The following is a 26,612-nucleotide window of genomic DNA, read 5'->3' on the forward strand; positions in this document are numbered from 1 at the left end:
CGCAACCCACGCGATCGCGTTTACGCCATCACGCGTGGCCCGCGAAAACACCCTACGCGATCGCGTCAACGCATTCACGTTTACGTGATTACGTCGAATTCAAAGCTTACAAAAACCGCCATCCGCGCTAGGGTTTGCCCATCGCCAACAGCAATCCCCTTTCCATGAAAATCATCACCCTCATCCGCCTCGCCCTCTGCGCCCTCCTCATCACCGCCACCGCCCACGCCGCACCCGCCGGCAAGCGCTTCGGAGGATTCGCCGCCAAACAAACCTTCACCCTCACCATCGAGGACAGGCAGTCCTTCGAAACCCAGGGCTCCGAAACCGTGGCAAGCTTCCGCATCCCCGCCGGCATCCCCCGCTTCAACGTCGGCCAGACCGTCAAGTTCACCATCGGCAGAAAAGGCGAGCTCAAGGGCCCCGGATTCTCCCTCCCCCTCGACCAGGACAACAGCGACTACAACCAATACAGCTCCGCCTCCACCGCCAAGAACCCCGCCCAAAACACCGCCCTCCTCACCAAGACCTCCGCCGGCACCACCCAACAGATCGTCATCTACTTCCGCGACGACACCACCACCGGCACCAGCAACACCGTCACCTACCTCCTCAAGTAACGAGTTCCCCGATCCCCCCGACTCCCCCCGGAGTTCCATAGCAAATCCCCAGCACCAACGGTGCGGAATGTGAAAGCCCAGGGCAAGCGCAGCGCCGCCCTGGGTTTTCCGCGTCAAAAAGAACCAAGTCCTGAAGGGACGACATCCCTGCCGCGCCGCCTCACCCAATCGCCTCCCTCCGACCTCGGAGCCCTCGGAATCCGGCGACAGAGCGCCCCGCTCCATGGAGGGGCGATACGCGATCGCCCTCTTCTGCGAAATCCCCACAACGAAAAATCCAAGCGGCGTGACACTGCCGCGGAACGTCGGTAAATCCCCAGCACCAACGGTGCGGAATGTGACAGCCCAGGGCAAGCGCAGCGCCGCCCTGGGTTTTCCGCGTCAAAAAGAACCAAGTCCCGAAGGGACGACATCCCTGACGCGCTATCCCTCCCGATCACCCCTCAACGCCTAGGAATCCTTTGGCAACGAAGGTATAATTAACAGATTGACATGCGTTAAATTTGAGGCAAGTTAACGCCGATTCGGATGTTATTTAGCATTCGGTCCTGCAAATCTGAAACTTTTCTCATCATGCCTGAACGGATCATGCTATCTCCGGCGGATCGGGAAGACAAGATCAGAAAACTCAGATGGTCAGTCAAGAAAGGGGGGATGCCTATCGATTAAAACCACACACGCCCAACGACTCCAATCCCGCTCCCACAGCTGGGGGTGATCTGAAAAACAAACGATTCACGCATATGCATACATAAATACAATGAAATCCAATTTGATAAGGCCTCACAAAATGAGCGGATTTTTGGCTGTGAGCGCTGAAAATCTCGATGAAGCTCGCACTGCACTAATCGGAACGGCAGATTTTCTTTTTCAAAAACGGGCGTGCCTGGCACGGGAGACCCGGCGAGATCAGGAAAAACTGTTTGTTGGTTGGTGGGTAATAATCAGCGTGGCGCGAAGCTTATGTTGATCTTTTGCTCACACCAACTGCTCGGCGACTTCGTGTCACCGGACAGATTGGTGTCAAATGAAAATTGAAAGATATTTGGAATTTTGGACAGACCATCTGAAAGAAACTCCTCCCCCAAAGAAGCCTACGGCTGTCTACATCGCGGCTCTGCTCGCGACGGCCGTTGTCTCGCTGGGCGTGAAGGAGGCACCTATCGAAGCCTATTTCTTCGTTACGGTTCCCCTTTCGATTCTGGCGTTTCTGGCAATGCGGAAAAAGTCCTGATTCTGGCACATGTATAACTAAGATCCCGTATCCGTGAAATCCAAGAGACTCAATTTGGAACTCAAACCTGAAGCGCATGCCCGCCTCATACGCCTTCAAGAAGAAGGCAACCTTTCCTCCATTGCCGATGTCATCCGCCGTGCCCTGGCACTCAGCGAGATGATAAACGACCATGTGAAGAACGGAGGCTCTGTCATTCTGAGGGACAGAGACAATAAAGAAAAGGAAGTCATGTTTTTTTAATGAATTGATCCATCTTGAAACACTGCTCCCGTCCTGCGTCCCGCCTTTGAAATGAGCTCTCTCACCTCCATGTTTGCAAGCACGTCCCGAATCATCGCGACATTCGCGTGCGGGGGGGAGTTGGCGCAAAATCACATACTCTGGAGCCTTCCAGCGTACGATCTGCCGCTATTATCTCCTAAACTGGAGTATCACCTGAGGTGCATATTCGATGGAGCTTGTAGCACGCCGGCGCACAACCCAGGATTCGAAAAGAAAGTTTCCCATCATAAACTTTCCTACGGACTGGCTACTCATGGATATACGATCGTTTCGCCACCTGTAAGTGATGCACCTTCCACCGGGCTGCCACGTGCCCCTCCGGCTTTTTCAGCTGTTCATCCTCAGATATCCACAATACCTCCGTCTGTAAGGACGGAGGTTTTTTGTTTCAGTCAACCCTCAACCCTCAACCCTCAACCCTCAACCCTCAACCCTCAACCCTCAACCCTCAACCCTCAACCCTCAACCCTCAACCCTCAACCCTCAACCCCGCACCCCAGCACCAGCCTCGCCACCGTCCCCCCGCCCTCCGCAGGTTCCAGCGTGATGCTCCCGCCGTGCAGCTCCGCCGCCTCCCGCACCAGCGTCAGGCCCAGCCCCGTTCCCTTCCGCTTCGCCGCATGGTGGCGCAGCGAGTAAAACCGGTCGAAAATCCTCTCCCTCGCATACTCCGGAACCCCCGGACCCTGGTCGCGGATCTCCAGCACCACCTTCCCCTCCCCCTGCGAAAACCCGATCCCCACCACACCCCCCGCCGGGGAAAAATCGATCGCATTCTCCAGCAGGTTCGTCACCGCCGCCCGCAGGATGAACTCATCCCCCCTCACCACCACCTCCTGGGCCCCCTCCTCCGGCTCCAGCCGCACCCCCGCCACCTCCGCCAGCGGCCGCGCCTGGTCCATCGCGCGCGCCACGATCGCATGGAAATCCACCTCCACCGGCTTCTCCAGACTCGTCCGACCCTCGATCGCCGACAGCTCCAGCAACCGGTTGATCAAACGCTCGCTCCTCGCCGTCTCCGCCCGGATGTTCTCCAGGAACCGCTTCCTCACCTCCACCGGCATCTCCTCGTCCAGCAGCTCCGCCGCCCCCCGGATCGCCGCCAGCGGACTCTTCATCTCATGCGTCAGCGTCTGGATGTAGCGCTCCGCATAGCGCCGCCCCTCCAGCGCGTCCCGCATCGAGTCCAGCGCATGCGCCAGCGTGTTCACCTCCCGCCCGATCCCGATCCGCGGCTTCGGCGGCCGCTCCCCCCGCTCGATCGCCCGCGCGTAATCCGTGATCTTCCCGATCGGGTGGAACAACCACAGGAACACCGCGCCGATCAAAAACAAAATCCCCCCGCCGATCAGCGAACACGCGAAATAAATGATCTTCCTCCGCTCGTGCACCAGCGGCAGCACATCCGCCTGCGGCTTGTAAACCGTCAGCACCCCGTCCGGCCGCGCCGCATCCCCGATCGGAGCCCCCACGTAGAACACCGAGGACCTCCAGTTCCCCTCGTCATCCCTGCTGCTGCGCGCCCCGTAGCGGCCGGACAACGTCAGCGACACATCCGGCCATTTCATGTAATTCTCCCCCTCCCGCCGCCCACCGTCCGAATCGAAGATCACCACCCCCTTCGCATCCGTCACATATGCCTGGATGCCCACCCCCCGCTTCGTGAACCTGTAAATCCTCGCCTGCAGCACCCGCCCGTGCGCCCCCTCGAAGGCATCCCGCAGCTCCCCCGTCCGGAACTTGTTCTCCCTCACATCCTTCTCCACCATCTCCGCCAGGATGTTCGCCGTATCCACCAGCACCTCCTCCGTCGCCTGGAACGTCTGCGGCTCCACCTCCGCCAGGAAATGCCGCGCCAGCTGGTAAAACCCCAGCGTGATGATGAACGCGATGAAAAAAAGTGTGACCCGGGTGAAGCGCATGACCGTTGTTATACAAAAAACACAAAAAAAGCAGCGCGTTCATCCCGGCGCCAAAAGGAGCGCGTTCATCCTGAACGCTGCGTGCCCTGGACATCCTGTCCAGTGGCGGGCCGAACGTGCCACCCGGCCCCCGCCTCAGAGCGACAACACATACCCGATGCCCCGCCTCGTCTGGATCAGCTCCTCCGCCCCCACCCGCACCCCGCGCAACTTCGCCCGGATCGACTTGATATGCGCGTCGATCGTCCGGTCCGTCACCGCCCCCGGATCCTCCCACGCATGAACCAGCAACTGGTCCCGCGTGAAAACCCGGTCCGGCCTCTCCAGCAACACCAGCAGAAGCCGGTACTCGTGCGCCGTCAGATCCAGCGCCTCCCCATGGCAGTGGATCCGCATCGACGAAGCATCGTGATGCAGCGTCCTGCCACCCCCCGCCGCCGGATTCCCCTGCTGCTGCGGAGACGGAGACGGCATCCGTCCCCCCGACCGCCTCAGAATCGCCCGCACCCGCGCCACGATCTCCCGGGGCGAAAAAGGCTTCGTCACATAATCATCCCCGCCCAGCTCCAGGCCCAGGATCCGGTCCACCTCCCCGTCCCGCGCCGTCAGGAAAAGCACCGGAATCATCCACCTCTCCCGCAGCCGCCGGCACACATCCAGCCCCGTCATGTCCGGCAGCCCGATGTCCAGGATCGCGAAATCAAACTCCACCCGCTCCGCCGCCGCCAGCGCATCCGCCCCCGTCAGCGTGTGGGTCACCTCGAAACACTCCGTCCCCAGCGCATACACAAGCGTGTCAGCGATGGCCGGTTCATCTTCCACAAGCAGCAGGCGGGGCATATCCGGATTCCATCCCCTCCCCGTGAAATGCCAATGAAGAAAACGTGAAATTTCACGGAAAAACCTCCGCCGCATGTAGTCCAGCCATTTATGGCGTCTTCCGTGCGCCCGGAAATCGCCCCCCCCTCTCCAGCCCCATCACAGAAGAAAAAACGTTCCACCCACACCACCCACACCACCCACACCACCCACACCACCCACACCACCTACACCCTCTTCCGAAGCCGATGCCTTCCGCCCATGCGATCCGGAAGGCTCGCTCCGCCCTTCCGCTTCAAATCATCATCCGATTTGTTTCCTCACCTGATTCGCCAAAACCGGCATCACTTGATGCGCTTCAGCTTGAACCGGAAAGTCCCGCTATCCTCCCCGTTCAGAACATCATCGCTCAGGCCGAACGAAAGCTTGTTCACCCACTTCTCGGAGACGAGGATATATTTCTTCTCCTCGGCATTGTAGCTCATGGTGAATTTATCCTGCCCGGCGAGGCCGCTCTTCCCATCCTTGAACTCCCAGACGATCGAGTCGGACTCACGCTTCCACAGCCCCTTCAGGCGCGCCATTTCAGGACTCATCGCCACACCGCCCTTGTCCGCCGCCGCCTTCGGCTTGAGCGGATCCGAGAACAGCCGCTCGAATTCCTGCTCGATCTCATTCGCCCCCGCCAGATTGCCATCCTCCATCGCCCGCTTCTGGCACTTCTCCAGCTCGAGCGCATAAATACGGTCGATCTCCGCCACCTTCGCATCGCGCTTCGCCTTCAGAGCCGCCGCATCCGGCGGAAGAACGGCGACGGCGGCGGTAATCAAAACAGCGTAGATCATCAAAAAAGCTCTCATGAGAGTGGACATAGCAACACGCGGCGGATTGGGAAAGCATCAATCTCCGCCTCATGGATCACGACGATCAAGCGAGGGAGGATTGAAGATGAAAACGAAGAGATCGACCACGGATTACACCGAACACACGGATCCTAAGAAAGGGCTTTTGGGATTTCACCCTGACCAGCGGTTCTTTCCCCGATTCCTGGATTTTCGGCTCATCCCATCCGTGTGTTCCGTGCAATCAGTGGTCAAAAATCTTCATGATATCGCTAGCTTGATCGCTGTGCCTCACGAATCCATCAGGCTCGCCCCCCTCCTCCTCCTCCATTTTCCCCACCCCTCCAAATCAATCTTCCTTCCGTGTATTTCGTGTATTCCGTGGTTCCCTCTCCCCTTTCCAGACAAGCCGGCGAGATTCCGCAGTCCTCCTCCCCCCTTGCCAGCCCTCCGCCTTTCGTCCATCCTCAGCCGCAACCCAACCCCGGCAAAGCCATGAAAAAGCCCGCCATCGCCCTGCTCGTCCTCAGCGCCGCCCTGCTCGTCGGCCTCGGCATCAACGACCACCAGCAGTTGCCCGAGCGGATCGCCTCCCACTTCGACTGGAGCGGCACCGCCAACGGCTGGATGAACCGCACCACCTTCACCGCCACCATGCTCGCCGTCGGCCTCGGCATCCCCGCCCTCGTCATCGCCGCCATGCACGCCCTCCGGTTCATCCCCGCGGAATACCTCAACGTCCCCAACCCCGGCTACTGGAGGGCCCCCGCGAACCACCGGAAAGCCTGCGACATCCTCGCCGCCTCCTCCCTCTGGTTCGGCAGCGCCTTCCTCATCTGGCAGGCCTTCTTCACCCACATGATCGTCGCCGCCAACCGCGCCACCCCGCCCGCCCTCGACAGCGGCAAAGCCATCCTCCTCACCCTCCCGCTCCTCGCCTTCATCCTCGGCTGGATCACCGTCCTCATCACCCGCTTCCACCGCATCCCCACCCCCTGAGCCCCCAGCGGCGGCGATTTCCAACCGCCCCCTCAATCAAAATCCAATACTCAACTTCTTCTCTTCCTCCGCGTCTTCCTCCGCGTCTTCCTCCGCGCTCTCCGCGTCCTCCGCGTTTCGATCCACCTCATCTTCCTCAGTCTTCCTCAGTCTTCCTCAGTCTTCCTCAGTCTTCCTCAGTCTTCCTCAGTCTTCCTCAGTCTTCCTTTGCGTCCCTTCGCGACCTTTGCGACTTCGCGGTAAATCTTCTCTTCCATTCGTCGATCATCGCTCACCCTCATCTCTCATCGATCACCTCCCCCATGCCCGCGCTCCTGCTCATCCTCGCCTGCGCGCTCTGGGGAGTGAGCTTTCCCCTCGTCAAGGCGCTGCACCTCGAGCAAACCGCGCGCATCCCCGCCGCCACCAGCCTCTTCCTCGCCTCATGGATGCAGACCGCCCGCTTCGGGCTCGGCGCCCTCATGCTGCTGCCGTTCGTGTTCGGGAAAAGCCGTCCCACCGCCAACGAAATCCGCCAGGGACTCGTCATCGCCCTCTGGGGAGGCCTCGGCATGTGGGTGCAGGCGGACGCCCTCGCCCATACCGAAGCCTCCACCTCCGCCTTCCTCACCCAGGCCTACTGCATCTTCCTGCCGCTCTGGGCCTGCCTGCGCACCCGCCGCGGTCCCGGCGTTAAAATCCTGCTCGCCACCGCCATGGTCCTCGCCGGCGGCGGCATCCTCTCCGGCATCCGCCCCGACCACCTCCGGCTCGGGCGTGGCGAATGGGAAACCCTGCTCGCCGCCTTCCTCTTCACCTTCCAGATCCTCAGCCTGGAAAACCCGCGCTACCAGGGGAACCGCGGCATCCCCGTCAGCTTCGTCATGTTCCTCGGCATCGCACTGCTCTTCGTGCCCGTCACCCTCATCACCGCGCCGGACGTGGAAAACTGCCTCACCGCCGGAGCCTCCGCCGCCTCCCTCCTCCTCATCGCCGGCCTCGCCCTCTTCTGCTCCGTCGGCGCGTACGTCCTCATGAACGTCTGGCAACCCCGCGTCCCCGCCACCGAGGCCGGCCTCATCTACACCATCGAGCCCGTCTTCACCGCCCTCTACGTCCTCGTCCTCCCCCAGTGGCTGGGCACCCTCATCGGCGCGGACTATCCCAACGAAACCCTCACCACCCGGCTCATCACCGGCGGCGCCCTCATCCTCGCCGCCAACCTCCTCATGCAGTGGAAAACCCCGCCCCACCTCCCACCCGCCGGCCCCGTCTGACGCCCGCCACCGGGACCGCGGAATTCATACAATTTTTCATAAACAAGGTGACTCTGATCCCGAGTCGCGGCTCCGTGGACTGCGTGCGGCTCGCTGCCGCTTTCCTCTGCCAGCTCGCTGGCCGGGACGGAGGTTCGAATTCATAGGGCGCGCCTTCCCTTGTGCGACAGCCTGCGGAGCAACCAGGAGTAATCAATGATTCGCTGTGGTTCCGCCGTGTCAGCAAGCTGGCTACGGAAAGCGGCAGCGGGCTGCGCGCATTCCGAAGGCTTCGCCGGCTCCGATCGTCACTTTATTTTCGTAAACTGATATCATGCCACACAAAACACACCAACCGCCCGCCGCCGTCCCCCTGAGACCGTCCTCCCCACAACGCCAGGAGAATGCCTCGAACTCCAAAGCACCGGATGGCCCGTGATCGCCCGCCCCTCCAGCCCATGGACGGGAGGACATGGAGTTCCCACATGAGGGTGAAATCCGCACCCTTCTCCATCATCATTGCCCCAAAGCCTGGCGCAGCTCGCTCTTCAATGCTTCGCTCTCGATTTTCGAAATCCATTCCTCCGCTTCTTTTTTCTGACCCAATTGGATATGGCTGGTAGCCACGAGGACCCTCACGACATCGGGCGTGAGCCGCTCCTCCTGCTTGTTGAGCTTTCCGAGTTCCACCAGGTCCGGCGGCTGGTTTTTCCCCAGAAGATCCCAATCGATTTCCTCGATGGCCTTCCGTCCTTCGGAAATGACCAGGTCATGCCTGCCTTCGTTTTGGAGGATGGACAGCAGGGCCAGTCTCGCAAATTGCCCCTGCCAGGTTTTCCCATTCTTCGCGCTGAGACTTTCAAACGCTTTCCTCGCTTTGTCGTAGGACCCCCCGGCATCCGCTTCCGCCCGGTCGACTTCAATCCGGCCGATCAGGAACCCGGCCGTCAGGGCGTCTGTCGATTTCTCATCCGCCTTGATGATCCCCTCCAGCATTCCGATCATTTGATCATAGTTCCGCTGGTCGGCGACATAAACCATCTTCCACACATCCTGGATCCGCACCACGGTCCCGCCCTCCGGGTTTTCGTCACCGGGTTCGGCACCATGAAGCAGGCAGGCCGAAGCATGCAGGGAAACGGCGATCAACGCGGAAAGCGGATATCGGATTTTCATAACGGTTGTCACCATGAAGCGCGCGGGACGGATGTCCACTTGTAGGAATTGCGGATCAGCCCCTTGGTTCGATGGAAATAATAATACATTCCGCCATCCGCGTCTATGGCGCAGGCGTTCCGGCCCGAGCTGTTCTCGTTCGCAATCTTCCACGCGCCGATGTCTCCGGACGCGGTCCTGTTGGCGAACCACGAACTGATGATGGCGGGAGTTCCCTGGGTATCCAGCGGCGCCTTGTAGTTGTAGCCGAGAAGCCTTTTCGGACCGCTCGCCGCCCACTGCTCTCCTGAGAACACATTGGCGGTCGGCCCCGGCTCCGTGACACCATCTCCGGTATTGTCGTAATTTCCGTTATAGTCGTTAATATCGAGAACGGAGCACCCGGCGAAAATCACGACCTCGAGATCATCCTTCCAGTCCACCGTGCCCGGAAGCACGCTGGCGATGGAGCCGTCAACCGACATGCCGTGTGATGAGAGATACAGGATATCCGCCTGGTTCCGATACAAACGACGCTTCGACCGTGTGTTGATCATCTGGACCTGCAGATACACGGCTCCCCCGAGACGGGGGTAGTCGCCGATCGCCTTGGCGCAAAATGGAGGTATCTCACCCGCAGCCACGGTTTTCGCGGTATCGTTTTCATTTCCATTCTCGCGGCTGGGAACCAGCCGCATCGAGTCGGGAAGGAGGCCGGCGCGGGCGTCGAAAATCTCGGAATCACCGAAAGACGAGCTTCCGGGATCCTCGACACTGGCGAACTCGTTCTCACTGCTGTTGAAACGGTCGAGTCCCGCTTCAACGACCGAAGGCTCCACGGTCACCCATATCTCGGTGCGGCTCGGAGAAATCTTGTAGGTCGGATTGACAGCGTCGATCCACGTGATGAAGTCTGGATCCTCATTGAATTTGAACAGCGCGAATTTGAGTCCGCAAAGCTCGACTTCCTCGTTTGCCGGAATCTGGCCTGAAAGCACCAGCTTTACCTTGAGAGGCTGCCCTTTGTCGATGATGTTCCCCCAGCGCTGCGCCATCGCCGCCGACTGCCATTGCGCGTCGGTCGAAGTCTCCGGCTGGTAGATGATCACTTCATCGACATCAAAAATCCGGATGTTGATCGTTGCGGTGGTCCTGGGACCTCCGTCGCCTTCGGGCGTTTCCTCGTCCGGATCGACCTCCGCCTTAAGGGTGAGCGATCCCTTTTTCAATGCGGTGACGGTGAATCTTTCGCTGCCCCTGTGCCAGTCGTGTACTCCCTCGCCCTCATGCCCCGGCTCGGTGATGTCCACCGGGGTCCCGAGAGTGTAGTCGCCCATCGAAACGATCGAAGGATCCCCAGACTGGGCGGTGAGCGTGAGCTTGCCTTTCAGATCCCTTTCACGAGGCGTGTCCGTGGTGACGATGCTATGGTCCACAATGAACGGAATCGGACATGCCACCGACAGTTCACCCTCTTTCGGAGCCAGCAGGACAATTGTCTTGTCCTCATCCGAGACGAACGCGTCTCCCAGGTTGGGTTGTCCTTCGCTTTCCGCCATCATGCCGATCACCGATCTCCCCACCAGGTCGGAGTCCCGGACCGGTTCCTCCGCAGGCGGTTCCCCCTGGACCTGCAGCCGGCTTGCAAGAAACCCGGGAACACCTTGTTCCCAGCTCAAGACGGTCCTTCCCACCTTGCTCCCGTCGAAGTTTCCACCGTAAATGTCGATGGCGACCGAGTAAGTCACGCCTTGGACCGCCTCAAAAATCACGACACTCGCACGGCCGTCCCCATCGTCATTCGATCCGATGGTTTCGAGATCGTCGACCGACGTTCCCGTGTAAATGCCTAGAACGGTGTCGAACGCGCTGCCGCTCGTGCGGAACGTGTAGGTGTCGGTCTGAGGCGCGGTCCAGCGATACCAGATCGAATGCCCCGGGGCGCTGCCCGCGTGCGCGGGCTCGCCCGTTTCCGCCGTGCTTTGCCGGATGCTGCCACCGGTCGTTCCCGAATCACCTGAAATCAACTGCGCGTCCGCGAAATCGTCGTTCGAGCCGGTCAGTTCGTATGACAATTTGAAAAGACCGGCTTCGTTCCCGAAGCTATCGACCATGATACGGTATGTCTGTCCTGCCGTGACGGAAAACACCAGCTTCGCCCGAAGCGTGTCATTGTCATCCTGCCAGGCGATTTCCGCGAGCGCGCCGACCGACGATCCCTGGTATGCGCCCAGAATGGTGTTGATCCGGCTTCCCGCCGTATCGAAGGTCACGGTCCCCGTGGCGGGAGCCTGCCAGCGGTACCAGACGGAATGCCTTCCTTCATGATGCTGGTGCTCCGGTTCTCCGCTCTCCTCGGTCGCGTCAAGGGTGCTGCCGGTGACTTCTCCATAAAAACCGGAGATTTCCTCCGCATCTGGAAAATCATCGTTGGCGGGTGGTGTTCCACCCGGGGCGGGCGGAGCGACCGGCATCCAATTCAGGAAGAATTTGCCCGTTTGTCCTTCCGCACCATCGACGGCGATGTGATATGTCTGACCCGAGACAGCTTCGAATTCAACAGCACTTTCCACCGTGGAGCCGTCATCATTACCCGCCTCGAGGGTCAGGGTCTGGAGGCTCGAACCCTTGAACACGGCCAGCACCGTGTCGAAATCCGTGCCATCGCCCAGATAAGTCACCGGGTTATCGTCTTCCAATTTCACCAGAGAACCGGTCTGGAACCGATATTTCCGGCTCTCCGGAGCCTGCCATGAATACCAAACCGTGGCTCCGGTCTGGTTGCACAGGTAGCCGCCCTGTGAAGAAACCGCCGTGAAATCCATGGTCAGGAAAGTCGGCTCGTTCGCTTCCAGCGTGGCTCCGCTGTTTTTGGAACTGAGCCCCCCCTCGTTGCCGGTTATGGTCCGGGCGTTGGCAAAATTGTCATTCGACAGTGACGAAGACACGGTTTGCGCGCTGAAAACGACGCTGCCGCCGTTGGGGCCGCTCGTGACTGTCGCGGAGATCGAACTCGTCACATTGAACCCGCCGGGCTGCCCATACAGGACCCCGCACTCTCCGTTCGAGTCGGTGAAACTCTGGACGGTCGAGACCGAACCACCCGGAGGGATAGTGAGGAGCCCGCCGCCGGAAACCACCTGGAAGGTCACCCGGACATTGGAAAGCGCTTCCCCTCCGGCATCCGTGATCCGGACGACCAACGGAATGGGGAGCCGGGACGAAGGTGGGGAAATCTGGCCGTCTCCACCATAAATCTTGATCTGCGGCAGCATCCGGCTTCCGTAATCCTTCGGGTCCGTGTCCTGCTGGTATTCCTGGGAATTTGAATTCCCGTCGGAGTCCCAATCAAGCGTCGCATCGGCCGCGTTGAGCGGATTGAAACCATGAAGGATTTCCCAACCGTCCGGCATTCCATCCGCGTCGGTATCCGGATCATCCGGATCCGTACCAAGTTCCGTCTCCCGCGCGTCGGGCAGGCCGTCACCATCCGCGTCCGGTCCGGCAGGAAAACTTTGAAAGCGAAGCGAAAACACGGCCTTGAGCTGGCCGATGGTGACCGGAGCGTTGTTGGCATCCACCGGTGTCGCGGGATTCCACGGGAAATATCCATTTTGAGTGTAGTCCGCATTCCCGGAGACCTGCCAGTAATGGGTTCCCAAAATGGCATTGCCGTCATGGTTCTGCTGGATCTGGTCCAGAACCCATGACGGAGCCGCTGCGTTGAGACGGTTGTAGAAAGGGCGCGCTATCGCCTTGAGCTGGCCGAGAAGAAGCGGAGCCCGCTGCTTTTCCGACCAATCCGCGGGTTTTGGATCTGGTACCGCCAGATTGATGATGCGGTCCAAATGATCCGGAGGTGTTCCCTCGAGGTCGGCTCGCACCTGAATGGCGAGATCCGTCGCCGCCGAGCCCAAAGCCTTTAGGGCCTTCGACGTCATCCACTTCGCCTGCCCCACGTTGGCCATGGCACGATTGTCGGCAGGAGCCCCTTCCTCGATCACGGGCGAACTCCCTGTGGTCCACCATTCCGGAGGGGCTTGGGCGGCAGCCACGCCCCCGCAAATGAATGACGCCAGCAGGCACAGGAGCGAATGTCCCATCGAGAGGTTTGATCTGAGCATAAAAAATAGTTGAAACGCGATTCTTCAAGGGGCCTCCCGGTCCGGGCTGCCGTTTCCAAACACAAGCGGTCGGGGATGGATCAGTCGTAAATCCCCATCGAGATGTCACCCTGCCGCTCCTCGATAACCACCCTGCCCTTGAGCCGGGTGTGACCTTCCACCACCAGGGCCTCTCCGCCGTTGTCGGAAGCGGCATTCGAAGGATCCGCCAGCGCGGAAACGCCCACGGCCCGTGTTTTCCAAGGAGTGTTGGTGAGGGTCGTCTGTCCGAAAACGTGCGCCTTTTCCGTGGAAGCATTGCCCAGCACGCTGGTGTTCGCCCCCTCACCGACGGCGTTGGCACCGATGACGATGGAGTTGTCGTCGTCGTCATCCTTGCCCCGGACGTTGGCTCCGATGTAGACGCTGTTGTCAGGACTGCCGAGTCCGCCGGAGATGGCCTGGAACGAACCCGCGTCATACCCGAGGAAGACGTTGCTGCTTCCGCCCGTATTGTTCCGGCCGGCATTGCGTCCGGTGGCGGAGTTGAATTCGCCCGCGGTGTTGTTGGATAGGGCGTTGGACCCGGTCGCGGTGTTGCCGGAGCCCGTGGTGTTTTCCGTGAGCGCGTTGTGGCCGACCGCGGAGTTGGAACTGCCCCCCGTGCTTTTGTTGAGAGCGTTTCCGCCCAAAGCCAGATTGTTGCTGCCCGTGGTGTTGCTGCGGAGCGCCTGCGCTCCGACGGCGGTGTTCACCTCTCCTGTGGTGTTGCTGTAGAGGGCCTGGAAACCGACCGCGGCGTGACCGGCTCCCGTGGTATTGGAATAGAGCGCGGTGGATCCGGTCGCGGTATTGGTGCTGCCGGTGGTGTTGTTGCGGAGGGCCTGGTAACCGGTCGCCGCGTTGTTGATGCCGGTGGTGTTGTATTGAAGGGCCTGCGCACCGCTCGCGGTGTTGTAACTGCCCGAGGTATTGGTTCCGAGGGACGCATACCCGTTGGCGGTGTTGTTGAAGCCCGAGTTGTTGGAATAAAGGGCTCCGGCGCCGCTCGCCGAGTTGCAATATCCGGTGGTGTTGCCGCGGAGGGCCTGCACCCCTGCCGCGAAATTGGCGTTGCCGGCGGTGTTGAGATAAAGCGCCTGATATCCGATCGCGGTGTTCTGGGAACCGGTCTCGTTGTAATAGAGGGCCATGCTCCCGTGGGCCGAGTTGAAATAGCCCGCTGTGTTGGTGCGGAGGGCCCCGGCACCGGTCGCGGTATTGTCATAGCCGCCGGTGTTCGCATAAAGCGCCTGGTTGCCGAACGCGGAATTGGAATTGCTGGTGGTGTTCGTGAAAAGCGCCTGGCTCCCGAACGCGGAGTTGCCGGCACCGGTGGTGTTCCCGGCAAGGGCGCTGCCTCCGACCGCCGTGTTGCTCGCGATGTTGCCGCCGCCCCGTCCCACCTTGACGCCGTTGATGTCTCCCTGCACTCCGAGGCCGCCGGAAACGACAAGAGCGCCCGAGGTCGGATTGGAGGAGGAGGTGCCGGAGGTCACATTCAACTGGCCTGCCGTCACCTGGAGACCGTTGGAGAAGACCGGCGCGATGGGGAAAGTCAGGGCTCCCGTGGTACCGGCCGTCAACGCCGTGATCGAACCCACCTTGATGCCGCCACCCGTGGACGGCAAATTGATGATGCCCGAGTCGGGCGAAAGGAAAATACCCGTGGCGCCACCGGTCTTGTAGAGGGTGAGGATGTTGTCCGAACCCAGCAGCATCTTCGTCCTTGCCGAGAGCGTGAGGTTGTCTTGCCAGGCATAACCGCCGCCCGCGTCGCTGGTGCCGAAGGTCGCCAAATGGTTCGTGCCGTCATACTCGATCTGCAGTGCTGAGGAAACCGATCCGACCTCGATCCCTGTTCCCGCTCTCAGGCCGTGCGTGATGATGACGTTTCCGTCCGGGGTCCCCGTCACGATGAATTCGTCGTTGGAATCAAGGGTGGCGGCCGCATGAAGCATCGCGGGAGCCAGCACGAAGGCGGTCATCGCGAGCCGGACGGAGGAGGACAGGTGTGGATTTTGCAGGGTCGGTTTCATCGGACGGATGGTGGAGATCGGTGGTTGGTTGGAGAGTGTTTTTTGATGGCCCGCGCTCATGTCACCGGATGCGTTTCTCCGGTGCGTGATGGCACGCGGGTTCACGTTTTGCGGTGAGATCCGCGGACAGGATCGCCCCCGTCTTCAGGAGGCATTTCCGCTTTCTCTCCTCGGTCGGGAGTCGGCGACGGAATCACGGCAGTCCAAGCCGTTGTGAGTGACAGCCACTTCCCGGTCGGGGGATCGCACCGCTTTCACTAACAGGACCCAACCAGACACCTCCCCCCGGCGTCAAATTCTAATATCGGAGCCACAGGCGGCTCCGCACCATCATCTGTTAGATCCATCGGAATTACTTCCGATTTGAGCAGGGAGCACCTCTTTTACTCCCGGAATCTCATGTACGAAACAATACGATTATGAACCACTTGGAACCACACACACCCGGCCAGGAAGACCGGCCGGGCACCAGATCCGTTCAAAGCCAAAAATGGCTTCACCGCTGAAAAATTTTCACGATCCCCCGGACGCACACGGAAGCAATCCTTCCCCGATCATCACTCCACCCGGACCACCTTCGGCATGAACTATCATTACGGCACCGGAGCCGTCATGAGCGTCCCCCACGAACAAGGCAACCGCCCGCAACGCTTCTACCCCATCCTCGCCCGCTAGGAAATGCCCCGGGACACCGGCGCAAGAGGGGCATCGGAGGATGTTCTTCCCCCCTGTGGCGACAAAACCATCGCCGCTCCAAACAGTGGGAAAGGCCTTGAACTTGTCCGGAGTTCGCGCTTCAGCGGACCGCTGAAGCGTGCTTCTTCCGAACCGCCTTGAAGCCGTCCGCAGTTCAAGCTTTAGCTTGCTCTTTCACCTTCGCCCGGACGTCCGCAGTTCATGCTTCAGAGGCTGTGGGAAAACGGCAGGAGCCACCTGTGGCACCGCCTGTGGCAGTGTGAACCGGAGCGGCGGAACGTGTCCGCCCGTGCGGCAGACGTGGTTCTCAAAAAACGAACCAAGGAGAACCGCCCATCGGCGTGAACTGGAATTGCTTTCAGGTTCTCCGGATCATCAGGACCGCCTCATCCCGTCATCCCGTCATCCCGTCATCCCGTCATCCCGTCATCCCGTCATCCCGTCATCCCGTCATCCCGTCATCCCACCTCCCATTGAAACCCCGCCGGAAAACTTGCCAAACGGAACATCCCCATCGATCATCATTCCACCATATACCACCCTCCCATGACATTCCTCATCAAACCGACCCTGCTCCTGCTGGCCTCCTCCCTGTTCTGCGGAAACGCCCTCGCGGCGGATGACAACACGGCGGCCGACAAAAAACTCCCGGAAGCCGCCAGATTCTTCCTCGCGGACGATTCCAAGCTCGGCATCGATCCCGGCAAGGGAACCAAGGTCCGCGCACAGGTCGCGAAAAGCGCGGCACGCATCAAGATCGTCCCCGGCCTCACCGATCCCCAGTGCGTCAGCCTCATGACCGACCGCGATGTCTATCTCCTCCACCGGGATTGGAAAATCTGGGCCGAGACACGCCCCGAGGACGCCCAGGCGAGAAGGACCTTCGATGCGAACGCCACCTTCAAGGTCAACCACCTGCCGAATGGCGAGATCAGGCTGGAATCCAAAAACCGCCCCGGAGAATTCCTCGTCGTGGAAACCGACAACAACCTCTCCCTGAGCAAACCCGCCGAAGGCCTCCGCCTGAACTTCCGCGTCGAAGGCAAACCCGCGAAGTAGCTCCCCGCAACCGCCTTCCCGCGACCGCCCTCTCAACGCTCAAGATAGCAGCACCCAAGATCGGGCCCTCTCATCACCCCGGAGGGATAATGGACCTTAGCCGGTTGGCGAAAGCCACCGGAACAGGGCCCCACATCTCTGACGCCCCGGCAGGGGCGGCGGAAGGGTGTCGTCCACCATGGATGCGGAGTTTCCGTCGCCCCTGCCGGGGCTTGATTGGATGGGATATCGCATCCCCGTGGTTCGCGCCAACCGGCTAAAATCCGCCGATCCCTCCGGGCCGGAAGATACACGAAAAAGCCCCTGACGCCGTGCCATTCGTCTCTCCTCCTCACAACTCCTCACAACTCCTCACAACTCCTCACAACTCCTCACAACTCCTCACAACTCCTCACAACTCCTCACAACTCCTCCCCATGCCTGTTCTCACCAATAAGGTGATTACGGAACCAGAGCATTGGGCACCCTCTTCAATCCGTAAATCTGTGTAATCAGTAGTCAAACAACCATTTTATTGGCGTAAACCGGTATCACAACTCCCCCTCCTCTCTTCCTCTCAACCATCAACTTCTTCGCGCCCCTTTGCCATCTCCGCGGTAAATCTCCTCCCCGCATTTCGAATCATCATCTTCTCCTCATCGATCATCGATCACCCTCGTCTCTCATCGATCATCCTCCTCTTCTCACTCGAAATCAAAATTCCTCCGCCGCGTCGGCTGGAGCTTGAACCTCCCACCGTTCGCCGCGCGGATCGGATCGAACACCTTGTCCATCCCCACCCCCTTGATCTCGCACACCTGCGCCATCAACTCCCCCAGGCGTCCCTTCGGGAAACCCCTCTCCTGGAACCACGTCAGATACTCGATCGGCAGGTCGATGATCGGCACCCCCGCGGGCGGGTAGGCCTTCATCCCGAACTTGCCGAACGGCATCCGGGCCTTGCCGATCTCGATCAGGAGGTTTCGGAAATCCTCGCGATCGATCTCGTTCGGCCCGTCCATGAACGGAAAATCAGTTGCTGGCCGTCGTGGTCTTCGGGCTGTTCGCCTTGAGAGCCCCTTCCGACTGGCCCTTCGCCCATGACTCGAACGGAGCCATCGGCGTGACTTCCATGGAGCCCACCATGTTCGCGTGGCCTTCCCCGCAGAGCTGGCCGCAGACGACGAAGGTCTCCAGCGCCTTCACCGGCGTGAACCACATCGGGATCTCCTTGCCCGGGATGGCGTCCTGCTGGATGCGCATCGGGACGATGGAATAGTTGTGGATCACGTCCTTGCTGCCGATCTGGAGCACGGTGGGGTGGTTCACGGGAAGCTTGAGGATCGGGCTGGTGAAATCATCCAGCGCGTTCGGGTCGGTGTAGTCGATTCCCAGGTCGTTCGTGCCGGAGATCAGAGCGGGGTCCACGCGGCCGAACTTGCCGTCCAGGCCGGGGTAGTGATAGGTCCAGCCGAACTGCCAGCCCACGACGCGCACGCGTACCGGCTGGAGGTCCTGCACCTTCTTCCAGTTGTCCACCCGGTCCGCCCACAGCGGGAACGCGAATCCGAGGAGCAGCACCGCCTCCACGATGATCACACCCACCTCGAGGTGGCTGGAAAGGTGGCTGCGCACCCCTTCATACGACGCCTTCGGGTGGTTCTTGTGCCAGAACCGGAAGATGCAGTAGAGGAAGAAGATCGTCCAGCCGATGAACAAGGCGAACATGAACCAATGCACGACATCGATCATGTGATCCACCTGGCTGCCGTGGCTGGAGAAATTTTCGGGAATGCCGAGGAACTTGGAAGGACTCATTTTATGGAAATTCTAAAATCTGGAATGCGGAAAATGGAAGGACGGGACCGGAGCCGGGATCAACGCGCGGCCGGCACGGCGGGAGCCGCCGGCGCCACATAATCATCGGACAACGCGGGATCGAAATGCTCGCGCTCGCGCCGGGCGATGCGGAACATGAAGAATCCGATGCCGCCGAGCATCAGGAGGACCACGACGAGCAGGAAGAAAATCGACCATCCGGCGGCGTCGCCACCACCTTCCACCATGCTGACACGGCAGGTGGAACAAGCGAGGAATAGGGAATTGGCGGTCATGATGGGTGGATGCGTTGGATCAGGAACTCCGTCGGGAAAACCCGGGTCAGATATGATGGTTGACGATCTTGCGGTAGAAACAAACCCCGTACGCCGGCATCACCAGCGCGCCGAGGACGCCCACGATCCCCAGTGTCGTCACGATTCCGGACTTCTCCGGAGCCAGCAGGAAGGACCACAGCGCGAGGAACGTGCAGAGCAGGGTGCTGACGGTCACGAAGACAATGTGGAATCCTTTGAGCGACATGGTATCGGGTGGTGGTGGTTAGCGGTGGGTGGGGGACAGCAGGATCAAGGGTGTCTTGGACTCCTTGCCGTAGAAAAGCGGGTCGTTGATCGGGTCGAAGATCGCGAGCGCCGAAAGGAACGCCAGGCTGCACACCATGCACAATCCCGAGCCGAAAAGCCAGTAAACCGCTTTTTTCTCGTGGTTCAAGTGCATGAAGATGAACGCGACGAACATCGCCTTCGTGGTGGCGATCATCAGACCGATGATGGCGTCCCACTTGTCGAAGCCGTGCTGGCCGAAGTCGAGGAACTCGAACCACGCCACCGCCACCGTCAGACAGGTGCCGCCGAACAACACCGCGCCGATGAGCATGTAGAGGCGCAGGGACTTTTTGATTGCTTCAGGATTGTCAGCCATTTGCTTGGGAAATTGGAAATTGGGAAAAAGGTATCACCTCGGGGGTTTACATCAAATACAGGATCGGGAAGACGAAGATCCAGACAAGGTCCACGAAGTGCCAGAACAGGCCGCCGACTTCGACGCGGTTCGCAAGCCACTCGGGATTGGAGTCATACATCTTCTTGCCGAAGAGCAGGTAGTAGGCGAGCACCAGCGCGCCGCCGATGACGTGGAGGCCGTGCAGGCCGGTCATCGTGAAATAGATGGCGTAGTAGGTGTTCCAGGCCGGGGTGAACTTCGCGGCGAAGCCGATCTGCTCGCGCGGCACCGAGAAGTGCGGGAAGGTTTCCTTGCCGTGGCCCTCGGCCGCGTGGCCTTCCGCAGCGTGGCCGTGGTCTCCGGCCTCCTCGGCATGCGGATTGCGCGCCTCGTAGTTCGGTCCCATGAACTCTTCCTTGATCTTGGCGGCGCTGCTCAAAGAGATGCCGTGCTTCTCCTCGCCCATCTTGGCGAGATCCTTCCAGCCGAGGCGGTAGAGTTCCTTGTGGGTCGGCACGCGCTTGGGATTGCCGTTCTTATCGACACCATACTCCTTCAGAAGACGCTCCTTGAGCTCCTTCATCTTGCCCAGGTGCCACTCCCACGCCTCTTTCGCGAACGGGCTGTTCTTGATGAGCCATGAGTTCTCGATGGCCACTTCCGGGTCGATGCCCTTCTGCTCGGCCTTCATCACGAGGTGTTGGAAATCGATCGCGTCCACGTAGTGGAAGACCATCGGGCTGGCGAGCAGCTCGCCGCTCACCACGGTGTCGTCACGCAGGGTCGAGGTGCCGTCGGCTTCCTTGATGTCGCGCGGCTTGAAATCAAGCTTGGTCGGAGGATTCACGTCGAACGCAACGCTCGGGATCTCGCCCAGCAGCTTCGGCGCGAGGGCCGTCATGTCGATGTTCACGTCGGCGGCGAACTGCCAGTCGCTCTTGCCTTTGTTCTTCGCCTTGGCGTCCTTCCACTCGCTGCGGAGCGCTTCCGTGCGGTAGTGGCCGTTGTGGCTGCGGGCCGCGAGGTGGGCCTTCTTGATTTTTTCCAGCAGGGCGACCGAGAGCGTCTCGCCCGCCTTCGCGATCACTTCGGCCGGCTCGCCTTCCTTCGTGATCGCCGCCACGTCCGCGGAAAGGACGATCTGCGCGTTGTGGTGCTTGGCCTCGGTGAGGAATTCCTCGACCCATGGCTTGTAGAAACGGACGGTGTTGAAGGTGAGCTTCGAGGCCTTCACATAGATCATGTTCTCCTCGATCTTGTCACCGTTGTGGTCGAGCACTTCCTTGCCGCTGTCGTCCTTCTCGTAACCGAGGTGGCCTTCAAGCACGGTGTAGTCCTTCAGGCGCAGCGCCTGGTGATGGAACTTCACGTTGTACTCGATGCCCTTGAGGACCATGAACACGAGCGCGCAGAGCACCGTGATGGTCATGTAGACCTGGAACATGCGCCAGTTGCGCAGCTTGAGCTGGGCCCATGCGAAGACCACCGTGACGGACGAGAAAATCAGCACGAACGTGTTGATCAGACCGGGCAGCACGGGCAGCGTGCGCTCGGGCCACGGATAGTCCGCACCCAGGCGGAGGAAAACGTAGGCCGAGAAGAAACCGCCGAAGAGCATGACTTCGGAAGCAAGGAACAACCAGATGGCGATCTTCGAATTGAAGAGACCTGTGTCCTTTCGGGGTGTGACGACGTAGGGAATTTCCATTTGAGAAAAAAGTGATGGGCCGCGGGTTCTCGGGTGGGATTAGTGTTTCGAGTCCGACTTGTCGGCGTGGTCCGTGTGTTTCGGCTCGATCCATTGCGGGAGGAAATCCTCGTCGCAGTCAGGACGGCTGTATTCGTAAGGTCCGCGGTAGGTGACCGGGTCCTTGAGGAAGTTTCCGTGGCCCGGAGGCGTCGGTGTCGCCCACTCGAGGGTGGTGGCGTCCCACGGGTTGTCGCTGGTGACCTTCTTGCCATACTTCCACGAGGTGAAGAGGTTGATGATGAAGAAGATCTGGAAGAACGCCATGGTCCAGGCACCCATCGACATGATGATGTTCAGGTCGATTTTCTCCACCACGGTGTTGCCGAAGACGTTCACGCTGTCCGCCGCCTTCGCGAGGTAGGCGTCGCCACCGTTGTACCAGCGGCGGTGGAATCCGGCCATGCCCTGCACGAGCATCGGGAAGAAGATGATGTTCATGCAGATCAGGCTCGGCCAGAAGTGCAGGTGGTTGAGCGTCTTGCTCATGAAGCGTCCGGTGATCTTCGGATACCAGTGGAGCACCCCGGCGAAGAAGCCGAAGAGGATGCCCGGCGCCACCACGTAGTGGAAGTGGCCGATCACGTAGTAGGTGTCGTGCAGGTGGAGGTCCGCCAGGTTGAATGCCAGGGGAAGACCGGTCAGACCACCGATGCCGAACATCGGGATGAACGCGCAGGCCCAGATCATCGGCGGGGTGAAACGGATGGAACCGCCCCACAGCGAGATGAGCATCGCGGTGATGATGACCACGGAAGGAACCGAGATCAGGACCGTGGTGGTTTGGAAGAAGGTGGAGACCGCCGCGCCCATGCCCGTCATGTACATGTGGTGGGCCCAGACGACGAAGGAGAGGAAACCGAGGACCATCACGGAATACACCATCGACTTGTAGCCCCAGAGCGGCTTGCGGGTGTTCGCGGGGATGATCTCGCTGACGCAGGCGAAGGCGGGAAGGAGAAGGACGTAAACCTCGGGGTGGCCCAGGAACCAGAACAAGTGCTGGAACAACAGCGGCGAACCACCGCCGGAGAGATCCGCCAGACCCTCGCTCTTCGTGAAGAGGCCGGATGGCATGAAGAAGGAGGAGTGGCCCACGCGGTCCATGAGCTGCATGATGCCGGCGGCTTCAAGCGGAGGGAACGCGAGCAGGAGGAGGAAACCGGTCACGAGCATCGCCCAGACGAAGAACGGCATGCGCATCCACGTCATGCCGCGGACCCGCAGGTTGATGATGGTGGTGATGAAGTTCACCGAACCGAGAAGCGAGGAGGTGATCAGCAGCACCAGGCCGACGAGCCACTGCGTCTGGCCCGCGAGCCATTGGTTGACCACCTGGCCGTCCGCGAATCCCGCGAGCGGAGAGTAGTTCGTCCAGCCGGACTTGGCCGCGCCGGACTCGAGGAAGAACGAGGCGCACATCACCAGACCGCCCGCGAGGTAGATCCAGTAGCTGGCCATGTTCAGGCGCGGGAACGCCATGTCGATCGCGCCGATCTGCAGCGGCGTCACGTAGTTGCCGAAGGCGCCGAAGCCCAGCGGCACGATTCCGAGGAAAACCATGATCGTCCCGTGCATCGCACCGAACATGTTGTAGGTCTCACCCGTCACCTTGCCGTCCTGCAGCCAGCGGGCCTTCCAGCCGTCGGTGAAGACCCAGCTCATCCACTCCGGCAGCGGCTGGTGCGGATACGCGATGCTCCAGCGCATCACCATCATCAGGTAGAATCCGAACGCGAGGAAACACATCGCGGTGATCCCGTACTGGATGCCGATCATCTTGTGGTCCGTCGAGAAGACGTACTTCGACCAGAAGCCCTGCTCGTGGTGATGGTGATCGTCGTGATGATCCCCGTGGTGGGCGTCGTGCCCGGCGTGTGAAGTGGCGGCGTGAGAGCTCATAATTCCGTCTGGCGGCGTTGGTGGATCAGGAAAATCCGGATCGGGGAAAAGTTAAAAATGATTGAAGGTGGGAAATTGTTTCGGCTCAGGGAGCTGCGGCGGTGGCGGGTGCGAGCGTGATCGGATCGACCATCGTCTTCGGATCGAGCACGTCGCCCGGCAGGGCCTTGATGTGGTCGGCGTCGAGCTCCACACCGTTGACGGACTTGCCGGCGTTCTTGCGCTTGGCGGAAATCTCGAGCGCGGCCTTCGCCATTTCGATGGTCACGACGTCGCCCTTGGCGTTGCCGAAGTTGTTGCGGACGTAGGTCATGATGCCCGCGAGGTCTTCCGGAGTCATGCCGATGCCCTGAGGGGGCATCACGCCGTAGGTTTTTCCGTCCTCCAGCGGTCCCTCCAGACCGTTGAGGATGATCATCGAGAAGCGTTCCGTCTCGCCGAGCACCCACTTCGAGCCGACCAGCGACGGGAAGGTGGAGCCGTTGCCCTTCGCATCGGAGCCGTGGCAGCCGTTGCACTTCGCGGAATAGATCTTCGCCCCCTTCGCCATGTAGGCGGCAAGCGCCTCCTTCGGCACGGCACCCGCGTCCTCCGCGCCACCGGCGGGAGTGCGGACGTAGTCGCGGCGGAAGGTCGAATCATAGGAGAACAAGCGGCCGCCCGAGCCGAGGATCCCGCCGGCGACCAGCAGGACCACACCGCAGGCGACGAAGGCCCAGAGCGAGATCGGCGCGATGCCGTTGTCAGCGATCCGCTTTTCACGGGCGCACGCCGCAGCCTCGCGGACCACGCGACCGTGGGTCTCGGCCACGTTGATCGAGTCGTCGAGATCCGGTTTGGAGTTGTTAGATGACATGGTTTGGAAAAAAATGGGGTCGGAAATTACTTCTTGGCGGCCTTGCCCTTGTCAGGTGCGAAGTTCAGCACCGTCGGCACGGCCTGGTCTTTCTTGAGCGAGAGCAGGTAGGAAACCAGCGCCTTCACCTCCGGGCCCGGCACGATCTCCGTGTCGTCGGTGCCGCCGTATGGCAGCGCGTCCGCGTTGCGCTCGCCCTTGACCGGCTGCTCGTGGAAAAGGAAGGAGAACGACGGGCAGGTGGACTGGTAGTTCTCGGGGATGTGGCGCGGATTGTAGAGGTAGGAATAGAGCCACTGCGTCGCGCTACCGTCCTTGGCGTAGATGGACTCCACGCGGCGGCCGAGGTTCGAGAGGTCCGGACCCATCCGGGAAACACCGATCTGGGCGAACTTCTCGCCGAAGAAATCATACGCGTTCGTCTCGCGGCGGGTGTCGCCACGGTCCGGATCCGCCTTGAGGCCGCCCCAGTCCGGGCGATACAGGTCGTTTCCGGCATACGTCGGGCGCACCACCTGCGTGTGGCAGAGGTAGCAGCCGTTCTCCGCATACACCTGGGCGCCATCCGCCACACGGCCCGTGCGTTTCGGGAAGAAGATGCCCGTCGCGCCGTCCGTCGCCTCATTCAGCTCGATCGGCGCCAGATTGCGCATCTTGATGAATGGCACGACGACGATCGCAAGCCAGGCGACGCCAAAGCTGGCCGAAAGTCCGAGAATAAAAGTGCGGAAGCTCATTAGGAAAAATTCTGAAATTTGAAATTTGAATTCCTGGTTAGTGGGCGGCGCTGGCGGTGCCGGGGCCGGCGTTGTCGATGTCGCCTTCCTCACCGTGGGGACTCACGGCGTGGCCGTGGTCCGCCGCGAGGAGCGTCGGGTGCGAGCTGCGGCGGCCGAGGCGCAGCCACATCAGCGTGAGGTGCAGGAAGAAGAAGATGTTCGAGATCAGGATGAAGATCCAGGCGATCGTCGTCGCCACCGCATACGGATAGGCGCGCGTCGCGGCGGATTGGAACGGAACCTGCCAATCCTCCTGGCCGATGCCCTGCTGAAGACCGCCGAAGAGCGCGATCAGCGCGATCGTCACGATGCCGTAGGTCGAGAACAGGAAGTGGATGGAGATCAGGCGGCGGGACAACCACTCGCGGCGCGTCACGCGGGGGACGATGAAATACACCGCGCCGAACATCACGAAGGTGAAGAATCCATACAACGCGAGGATTTCAAAGCCGTAGCCGGAGAGCGAGAACTGGGTGAGCGGCAGAGTCGAGTCCGGCAGGTTCAGCACCACGGCGGCGAAGGCGAGCACCAGCAGGCCGGTGAGACCGGCGGTGGTGAAGCGCAGCGAGGGGCTGGCGGACATCGTTTCCGGGTTGCCCAGCATCGTGCGCAGCAGGTTCAGCGCGGCGGCGAGGGCCGGCACGAAGAGCAGCGCGGTGGCGGCGGCTCCCACGTAGGGAAGGAAATAAGGGATCGGCGCGCCGGTCAGCTTCTGCATCCCCGCCCATGGAGCGATGATCGCGAGCGACCAGAAACCGAGCTTCGCCAGCGAGTAGCTGTGGACCGCGCGGCCCGTCACCTTCGGAGCGAGGTAGTAGGCGGCGCCGAGCGCGACCGGTGTGAAGAAGAGGAAGATCAGCGCGGACTTGTACCAGGCGTTGATGCCCGCACCCATCACCGGGTGGCCCGGCAGGCAGTGGAGAAGCGTGTTCACCGTGAGGAACACCCATGGGAACCAGACGATCGCGGCGAGGATATACCACTGGGAAATGTAGACGTGGCCCTCGGGACGCACGCGGAACTGGATGAACGACCAGATCACGATCGCGAAATACGTCACCAGCATCACCGGCCAGGTGAAGGCGGGGAACTCCATCCACGGCATGCCCGTGCCGTTGCCGGAAAGGATGCCGATCAGACCGGCGCTGACCACCAGGTTCCAGACGTGGCCGGCGACGAGGATCAGCCCGGCGGCGGTGCACTCCTTGCGGGAAAGACGCGCCATCATCCAAATGATCACCGCGAACGCCGCCTGGAAACCCCAGCCGTAGATGAACGCGTTGATGTGCGCCGGGAAAACACGGCCATACGTCAGCCAACCGCATCCCGAAAGGAATCCCGGGCTGTGGACCTTCGCCGAGGCGATGATCCCGAGGACGATGGAAACCGCGAGCCACGCGGCACCGCTGGTCATGAAGAACATCACCGGATGGCGCAACGAGCGATCAATCCCCGCGCGCAGCAAGGCATCCTGATCTGTGGTGGTTGGAGAGGCAGATGACATCGGCTTTTGAAAAATTG

The 26,612-nt window shown here is 60.8% G+C and carries 22 protein-coding genes; 6 read left to right on the plus strand and 16 right to left on the minus strand.

Annotation, left to right across the window (positions count from 1 at the left end):
* The first annotated feature begins 164 nt into the window (after window positions 1–164).
* From JIN84_RS06190 to JIN84_RS06200, 3 genes are all read left to right on the plus strand, one after another.
* Window positions 165–620: a hypothetical protein gene (locus JIN84_RS06190; RefSeq protein WP_200350029.1), complete on the plus strand. Its 456-nt coding sequence runs from the start codon at window positions 165–167 to the stop codon at window positions 618–620.
* A gap of 1,027 nt (window positions 621–1,647) precedes the next feature.
* Window positions 1,648–1,854: a hypothetical protein gene (locus tag JIN84_RS06195; RefSeq protein WP_200350163.1), complete on the plus strand. Its 207-nt coding sequence runs from the start codon at window positions 1,648–1,650 to the stop codon at window positions 1,852–1,854.
* Window positions 1,855–1,887: 33 nt separating this feature from the next.
* Window positions 1,888–2,097 (plus strand): hypothetical protein, encoded by a 210-nt coding sequence (locus JIN84_RS06200; RefSeq protein ID WP_200350164.1) that lies wholly within the window; start codon window positions 1,888–1,890, stop codon window positions 2,095–2,097.
* A 518-nt stretch (window positions 2,098–2,615) separates the two neighbouring features.
* On the opposite strand, the gene creC is transcribed toward JIN84_RS06200, so the two are convergent.
* The 3 genes from creC to JIN84_RS06215 all read right to left on the minus strand — a co-directional run bounded on the left by creC (window position 2,616) and on the right by JIN84_RS06215 (window position 5,740).
* The gene (creC, locus tag JIN84_RS06205; protein ID WP_200350165.1) at window positions 2,616–4,061 is read right to left on the minus strand and encodes a two-component system sensor histidine kinase CreC; all 1,446 of its coding nucleotides are present in this window, start codon (window positions 4,059–4,061) and stop codon (window positions 2,616–2,618) included.
* A 135-nt stretch (window positions 4,062–4,196) separates the two neighbouring features.
* Window positions 4,197–4,901, minus strand: a complete 705-nt coding sequence (creB, locus tag JIN84_RS06210; RefSeq protein WP_200350166.1) for a two-component system response regulator CreB — start codon at window positions 4,899–4,901, stop codon at window positions 4,197–4,199.
* A gap of 323 nt (window positions 4,902–5,224) precedes the next feature.
* A complete protein-coding gene (locus JIN84_RS06215) occupies window positions 5,225–5,740 on the minus strand; it encodes a hypothetical protein (RefSeq protein ID WP_234043238.1) in 516 nt (171 codons plus the stop codon).
* A 477-nt stretch (window positions 5,741–6,217) separates the two neighbouring features.
* On the opposite strand from JIN84_RS06215, the gene JIN84_RS06220 reads away from it, so the two are divergent.
* A complete protein-coding gene (locus JIN84_RS06220; protein WP_200350168.1) occupies window positions 6,218–6,721 on the plus strand; it encodes a DUF1648 domain-containing protein in 504 nt (167 codons plus the stop codon).
* A 302-nt stretch (window positions 6,722–7,023) separates the two neighbouring features.
* Entirely contained in the window at window positions 7,024–7,977 is a 954-nt protein-coding gene (locus tag JIN84_RS06225) for a DMT family transporter (RefSeq protein WP_200350169.1), read from the plus strand.
* Between the two features lie 495 nt (window positions 7,978–8,472).
* Here JIN84_RS06225 and JIN84_RS06230 read toward each other — a convergent pair whose 3' ends face one another.
* The 3 genes from JIN84_RS06230 to JIN84_RS06240 form a co-directional block, all read right to left on the minus strand.
* Window positions 8,473–9,132, minus strand: coding sequence for a hypothetical protein (locus tag JIN84_RS06230; protein ID WP_200350170.1), 660 nt, complete (start codon window positions 9,130–9,132; stop codon window positions 8,473–8,475).
* Between the two features lie 8 nt (window positions 9,133–9,140).
* Window positions 9,141–13,235: an Ig-like domain-containing protein gene (locus JIN84_RS06235; protein WP_200350171.1), complete on the minus strand. Its 4,095-nt coding sequence runs from the start codon at window positions 13,233–13,235 to the stop codon at window positions 9,141–9,143.
* Window positions 13,236–13,315: 80 nt separating this feature from the next.
* Window positions 13,316–15,292 (minus strand): beta strand repeat-containing protein, encoded by a 1,977-nt coding sequence (locus JIN84_RS06240; RefSeq protein WP_200350172.1) that lies wholly within the window; start codon window positions 15,290–15,292, stop codon window positions 13,316–13,318.
* Between the two features lie 1,242 nt (window positions 15,293–16,534).
* Here JIN84_RS06240 and JIN84_RS06245 point away from each other — a divergent pair.
* Window positions 16,535–17,047: an AbfB domain-containing protein gene (locus tag JIN84_RS06245; RefSeq protein WP_200350173.1), complete on the plus strand. Its 513-nt coding sequence runs from the start codon at window positions 16,535–16,537 to the stop codon at window positions 17,045–17,047.
* 683 nt (window positions 17,048–17,730) lie between these two features.
* On the opposite strand, the gene JIN84_RS06250 is transcribed toward JIN84_RS06245, so the two are convergent.
* From JIN84_RS06250 to JIN84_RS06295, 10 genes are all read right to left on the minus strand, one after another.
* Entirely contained in the window at window positions 17,731–18,048 is a 318-nt protein-coding gene (locus JIN84_RS06250; RefSeq protein ID WP_200350174.1) for a DUF3820 family protein, read from the minus strand.
* Between the two features lie 10 nt (window positions 18,049–18,058).
* On the minus strand, window positions 18,059–18,844 hold the full coding sequence (locus JIN84_RS06255) for a cytochrome c oxidase subunit II (protein ID WP_200350175.1): 786 nt from the start codon (window positions 18,842–18,844) through the stop codon (window positions 18,059–18,061).
* 59 nt (window positions 18,845–18,903) lie between these two features.
* On the minus strand, window positions 18,904–19,140 hold the full coding sequence (locus JIN84_RS06260) for a hypothetical protein (protein WP_200350176.1): 237 nt from the start codon (window positions 19,138–19,140) through the stop codon (window positions 18,904–18,906).
* A 46-nt stretch (window positions 19,141–19,186) separates the two neighbouring features.
* Window positions 19,187–19,387, minus strand: a complete 201-nt coding sequence (locus tag JIN84_RS06265; RefSeq protein WP_200350177.1) for a hypothetical protein — start codon at window positions 19,385–19,387, stop codon at window positions 19,187–19,189.
* 18 nt (window positions 19,388–19,405) lie between these two features.
* Window positions 19,406–19,786, minus strand: coding sequence for a cytochrome C oxidase subunit IV family protein (locus JIN84_RS06270; protein ID WP_200350178.1), 381 nt, complete (start codon window positions 19,784–19,786; stop codon window positions 19,406–19,408).
* Window positions 19,787–19,832: 46 nt separating this feature from the next.
* A complete protein-coding gene (locus JIN84_RS06275) occupies window positions 19,833–21,515 on the minus strand; it encodes a cytochrome c oxidase subunit 3 (protein ID WP_200350179.1) in 1,683 nt (560 codons plus the stop codon).
* Window positions 21,516–21,554: 39 nt separating this feature from the next.
* Window positions 21,555–23,456 carry a cytochrome c oxidase subunit I gene (locus JIN84_RS06280; RefSeq protein ID WP_200350180.1) on the minus strand — a complete coding sequence of 634 codons (1,902 nt, stop codon included), beginning with the start codon at window positions 23,454–23,456 and terminating at the stop codon, window positions 21,555–21,557.
* An 85-nt stretch (window positions 23,457–23,541) separates the two neighbouring features.
* Window positions 23,542–24,312 carry a c-type cytochrome gene (locus tag JIN84_RS06285; protein WP_200350181.1) on the minus strand — a complete coding sequence of 257 codons (771 nt, stop codon included), beginning with the start codon at window positions 24,310–24,312 and terminating at the stop codon, window positions 23,542–23,544.
* 26 nt (window positions 24,313–24,338) lie between these two features.
* Complete coding sequence (locus JIN84_RS06290; protein WP_200350182.1) at window positions 24,339–25,049, minus strand: cbb3-type cytochrome c oxidase subunit II; 711 nt, start codon at window positions 25,047–25,049, stop codon at window positions 24,339–24,341.
* Window positions 25,050–25,086: 37 nt separating this feature from the next.
* Complete coding sequence (locus JIN84_RS06295; RefSeq protein ID WP_200350183.1) at window positions 25,087–26,595, minus strand: cbb3-type cytochrome c oxidase subunit I; 1,509 nt, start codon at window positions 26,593–26,595, stop codon at window positions 25,087–25,089.
* Window positions 26,596–26,612 lie beyond the last annotated feature (17 nt).

It is taken from the genome of Luteolibacter yonseiensis (genome assembly GCF_016595465.1).
GTDB classification, from domain to species: domain Bacteria; phylum Verrucomicrobiota; class Verrucomicrobiia; order Verrucomicrobiales; family Akkermansiaceae; genus Luteolibacter; species Luteolibacter yonseiensis.

Excerpts from the sequence above, each read along its gene's own strand:
- JIN84_RS06190 (WP_200350029.1), top strand. The coding sequence starts at position 165 with ATGAAAATCATCACCCTCATCCGCCTCGCCCTCTGCGCCCTCCTCATC.
- JIN84_RS06195 (WP_200350163.1), top strand. The coding sequence starts at position 1,648 with ATGAAAATTGAAAGATATTTGGAATTTTGGACAGACCATCTGAAAGAA.
- creC (WP_200350165.1), bottom strand. The coding sequence starts at position 4,061 with ATGCGCTTCACCCGGGTCACACTTTTTTTCATCGCGTTCATCATCACG.
- creB (WP_200350166.1), bottom strand. The coding sequence starts at position 4,901 with ATGCCCCGCCTGCTGCTTGTGGAAGATGAACCGGCCATCGCTGACACG.
- JIN84_RS06215 (WP_234043238.1), bottom strand. The coding sequence starts at position 5,740 with ATGAGAGCTTTTTTGATGATCTACGCTGTTTTGATTACCGCCGCCGTC.
- JIN84_RS06220 (WP_200350168.1), top strand. The coding sequence starts at position 6,218 with ATGAAAAAGCCCGCCATCGCCCTGCTCGTCCTCAGCGCCGCCCTGCTC.
- JIN84_RS06225 (WP_200350169.1), top strand. The coding sequence starts at position 7,024 with ATGCCCGCGCTCCTGCTCATCCTCGCCTGCGCGCTCTGGGGAGTGAGC.
- JIN84_RS06230 (WP_200350170.1), bottom strand. The coding sequence starts at position 9,132 with ATGAAAATCCGATATCCGCTTTCCGCGTTGATCGCCGTTTCCCTGCAT.
- JIN84_RS06235 (WP_200350171.1), bottom strand. The coding sequence starts at position 13,235 with ATGCTCAGATCAAACCTCTCGATGGGACATTCGCTCCTGTGCCTGCTG.
- JIN84_RS06240 (WP_200350172.1), bottom strand. The coding sequence starts at position 15,292 with ATGAAACCGACCCTGCAAAATCCACACCTGTCCTCCTCCGTCCGGCTC.
- JIN84_RS06245 (WP_200350173.1), top strand. The coding sequence starts at position 16,535 with ATGACATTCCTCATCAAACCGACCCTGCTCCTGCTGGCCTCCTCCCTG.
- JIN84_RS06250 (WP_200350174.1), bottom strand. The coding sequence starts at position 18,048 with ATGGACGGGCCGAACGAGATCGATCGCGAGGATTTCCGAAACCTCCTG.
- JIN84_RS06255 (WP_200350175.1), bottom strand. The coding sequence starts at position 18,844 with ATGAGTCCTTCCAAGTTCCTCGGCATTCCCGAAAATTTCTCCAGCCAC.
- JIN84_RS06260 (WP_200350176.1), bottom strand. The coding sequence starts at position 19,140 with ATGACCGCCAATTCCCTATTCCTCGCTTGTTCCACCTGCCGTGTCAGC.
- JIN84_RS06265 (WP_200350177.1), bottom strand. The coding sequence starts at position 19,387 with ATGTCGCTCAAAGGATTCCACATTGTCTTCGTGACCGTCAGCACCCTG.
- JIN84_RS06270 (WP_200350178.1), bottom strand. The coding sequence starts at position 19,786 with ATGGCTGACAATCCTGAAGCAATCAAAAAGTCCCTGCGCCTCTACATG.
- JIN84_RS06275 (WP_200350179.1), bottom strand. The coding sequence starts at position 21,515 with ATGGAAATTCCCTACGTCGTCACACCCCGAAAGGACACAGGTCTCTTC.
- JIN84_RS06280 (WP_200350180.1), bottom strand. The coding sequence starts at position 23,456 with ATGAGCTCTCACGCCGCCACTTCACACGCCGGGCACGACGCCCACCAC.
- JIN84_RS06285 (WP_200350181.1), bottom strand. The coding sequence starts at position 24,312 with ATGTCATCTAACAACTCCAAACCGGATCTCGACGACTCGATCAACGTG.
- JIN84_RS06290 (WP_200350182.1), bottom strand. The coding sequence starts at position 25,049 with ATGAGCTTCCGCACTTTTATTCTCGGACTTTCGGCCAGCTTTGGCGTC.
- JIN84_RS06295 (WP_200350183.1), bottom strand. The coding sequence starts at position 26,595 with ATGTCATCTGCCTCTCCAACCACCACAGATCAGGATGCCTTGCTGCGC.